Genomic DNA, 2,897 nt, shown 5'->3' on the forward strand with positions numbered 1-2,897 from the left:
AATGGAAAAAGCAATTAATGAAATTTTAGGAACAGGCATCATTATTAGTCCGATAGTCATTATATTGGTTGAAGTAATGAAGAAGCCAAATCTTATCCCCTCAAAATGGCTGGCACCATCAGCATGTTTTGTAGGGATTTTGTTTGCAGTCGTTTTGTCTTTGACCTATCCAGATTTAGGATCATGGCAGCAATTGGCTATGTCTGGAATTGTTGCGGGGGCGATTGCAAGTGGTATCTATACGCAAACTAAATTAAAAAAATAGGAGGGACCAAATGAAAAAGAATATTGCATTGTCGTTGAGCCTTTTAATGGCTCTTTTTTTGTTGCCAGTAAATGGATTTGCCTACACGATTAATAATGAGTTTAACTTAGCATCTAACCAGGGCGATTCTCGATTAGCTTATCAAAATTATATTCTCATCCATGAAACTGCGACACTTGCTCCTGCGCGTAATGTAGCAGCTAATATGAAGAATAATTATAATGGTATTAGTCCTTATACAACTGATGTTGTTGGAGACGGAGGGATTGTTTACCGAGTAGGAGAACCAGGCTATGTTTCTTGGGGTGCACTGAATGCGAATCCATATGCTCCTGCACAAATTGAATTACAGCATACTTACGATCGTAACCTGTTTGAAAAGAATTATCGTGCTTACGTAGAATTAATTCGTGATTACTGTAATCAGTTTAATATTCCTAAGACTTTAGATACGGGGTATCCGAATAAGGGAGTAAAATCTCATTTATGGGTAACAAATACCTACGGAGGAGATCATACAGATCCTTACGGTTATCTTTCTGAAATGGGCGTAAGTAAAGAAAAATTAGCATATGATTTAGCTCATGGATTTACCGACGAAAATCCAACGACTTCTGAAAACAAGCCTGTCATTGATCCAACACGAGCAGGTGCAGCAAATCCAACTTTAACAGATGGAACGAATCATTCTCACATTGATCAGTTTGGGGAAATCGAAAACGCAAACTTGCATGTTGCTGGATGGCATATTGCTAACTACCAATACGAGTACATTTTTATCATGGACTATAATACTGGCAAAGAGTTAGCACGAGTAAATGCTAATGGTGTTTCACGTCCAGATGTAAACCAACCCTACGGCACTTATGGTAATGTTGGCTATCATGTTTCTTTCAATATGCGTAATTTTCCTAATAAGAAAGTCTATGTAATGATGCGTGCGACGAATGATCCAGAAGGGAACACTAAAGGCGGAGCACAAGATTTTCATGATAAACGCTGGTATTTAAATATTCCGAAACGATAAAAAATAGCCCCTCGTTGAGGGGCGGTACATAACGATATTGACTATTATCAGTTGTCTTTTTACGCTTTGTGACAACTTGTATTGGTTATAGTAGATAAATTCTAAAGCTATCGTAAGAGAATGTTTTTAGTACCTATAAACTCTAAACTTAGAATTTTAGCTCTTTTAGATTGCTGGAAGTCTTGGGCTATAATTTTTTTCTTAACGTAAAAGGTTACCGGGACATATATAGCGGGGGATATTTCTCTTAAACCAAGGGTCAATATTTTATTTTTGTAAGGATGATTAAATGCGATATCTAATTTCATAGAAGAACCGTTTCTATCAGCTTCAGAAACATAAATAACGGATCCGTTATAATCTTCTAGGAATATATCTAAAATGAAATCAAACAGAGTAATTCTATCTTTGATAGAGCCAAACATTTTATGTCGCTGAATTTTTTCATATGTAATTGAAGAAGAAGCCAGTTTACTGCAAAGAGATTTAGGAGGTTCATTATATATTTTGTGTAGTCCAAGCAAATGTGGAAGTTGAAGAATATCAAATTTTATGTAAAAGCAATCTAGAGGGGTGAATGGGGTTGTTAAAATTGCCGTTTTGCCATCAAGATTTGTTAGATATTGATTATAAGTTTTTTTTAAATCTTTAGGCATAGAAGGCGCTCCTCTGTTTAGTTTTTAACAAAAAAAAAGAGAGTGCAAAGTATGGATACCGTCCCATACAGACCAACGCTAGGCTAACCCGCCCGCGGGGGAACGTGAGTGCACTCTTCTCACTTTGATTGATATGATAATTATCAATCTAGAGCTAACTGAAAGATGAGGTGATAGATCTATCCTCGTAATTAATATAACATTTACGTAAAATTTATGCAAGCGTAAAATATAAAAAACAATAAGATGAAAAATTAAGAAAACTTAATATATACGATTTAATATAACTATTTGTACGTGTGGCACATTATTTTGATGCAGTGTAATTACAAATTATAAGTGATAAAATAACGTTTTTTTGAATATTGTAATTCTTGCTAATAAAAAACCATTGATCTCGGAAATCAATGGCAAGGTTATAGATTCTAGACACTAGAATTCAAGACTAAGCTAGGGATTGAACAGATTGGATATCCGCGCAAGTGCTTGTAGGCCATGTTGACAGCATGGTCTTTTTTTGCTTACAATGTCATTCTATACTATGTAAAAAAAGCGTCAATAATTTTTTACTATAAAGCTAAGCAAATGAATGTTAAATATACTCTATTTTTTCTTTTAAAGTTATGCAATAATAAATATGCCATCACAACAAAGAATGAAACCCATTATTATCTAGTCTATGTCCATTCTTTTTGTTAGCAGGAGTTGTGGTGGTTTCTCGTACATTTAGCTCAGTTGGTTAGAGCAGGCGGCTCATAACCATCCGGTCGTAGGTTCGAGTCCTACAGGGTACATACTCTAAGTGATTTAAAATGCGAATAAACTATAAAAAATGACTCCCCTTTTGACTCCCCCAAGCAGTATACGGATGTCTCTAAAAGTTGTTTTTTTAGATAATAAAAAGCTGATAATAAGCGAAAAACACTTAAAATCAGCTTTAAACCCTATT

General features: G+C 34.9%; 3 protein-coding genes and 1 tRNA gene. 3 read left to right on the forward strand and 1 reads right to left on the reverse strand.

Going from position 1 to position 2,897, the window contains the following annotated elements:
* The first annotated feature begins 1 nt into the window (after window position 1).
* Both ED2_RS14370 and ED2_RS14375 read left to right on the forward strand, forming a co-directional pair.
* On the forward strand, window positions 2–265 hold the full coding sequence (locus ED2_RS14370; protein ID WP_002352300.1) for a holin: 264 nt from the start codon (window positions 2–4) through the stop codon (window positions 263–265).
* Window positions 266–275: 10 nt separating this feature from the next.
* Window positions 276–1,292: a peptidoglycan recognition protein family protein gene (locus ED2_RS14375; protein ID WP_060789926.1), complete on the forward strand. Its 1,017-nt coding sequence runs from the start codon at window positions 276–278 to the stop codon at window positions 1,290–1,292.
* Between the two features lie 107 nt (window positions 1,293–1,399).
* Here the strand turns inward: ED2_RS14375 and ED2_RS14380 are convergent, their stop codons facing one another.
* Entirely contained in the window at window positions 1,400–1,948 is a 549-nt protein-coding gene (locus tag ED2_RS14380; protein ID WP_005876849.1) for a PBECR4 domain-containing protein, read from the reverse strand.
* Window positions 1,949–2,668: 720 nt separating this feature from the next.
* Here ED2_RS14380 and ED2_RS14385 point away from each other — a divergent pair.
* Window positions 2,669–2,742 (forward strand) — tRNA-Ile (locus ED2_RS14385).
* Window positions 2,743–2,897 lie beyond the last annotated feature (155 nt).

It is taken from the genome of Enterococcus durans NBRC 100479 = LMG 10746 (assembly GCF_001544215.1).
Classification (GTDB): domain Bacteria; phylum Bacillota; class Bacilli; order Lactobacillales; family Enterococcaceae; genus Enterococcus_B; species Enterococcus_B durans.

Coding starts and splice junctions, on each gene's coding strand:
- ED2_RS14370 (WP_002352300.1), top strand. CDS start 2: ATGGAAAAAGCAATTAATGAAATTTTAGGAACAGGCATCATTATTAGT.
- ED2_RS14375 (WP_060789926.1), top strand. CDS start 276: ATGAAAAAGAATATTGCATTGTCGTTGAGCCTTTTAATGGCTCTTTTT.
- ED2_RS14380 (WP_005876849.1), bottom strand. CDS start 1,948: ATGCCTAAAGATTTAAAAAAAACTTATAATCAATATCTAACAAATCTT.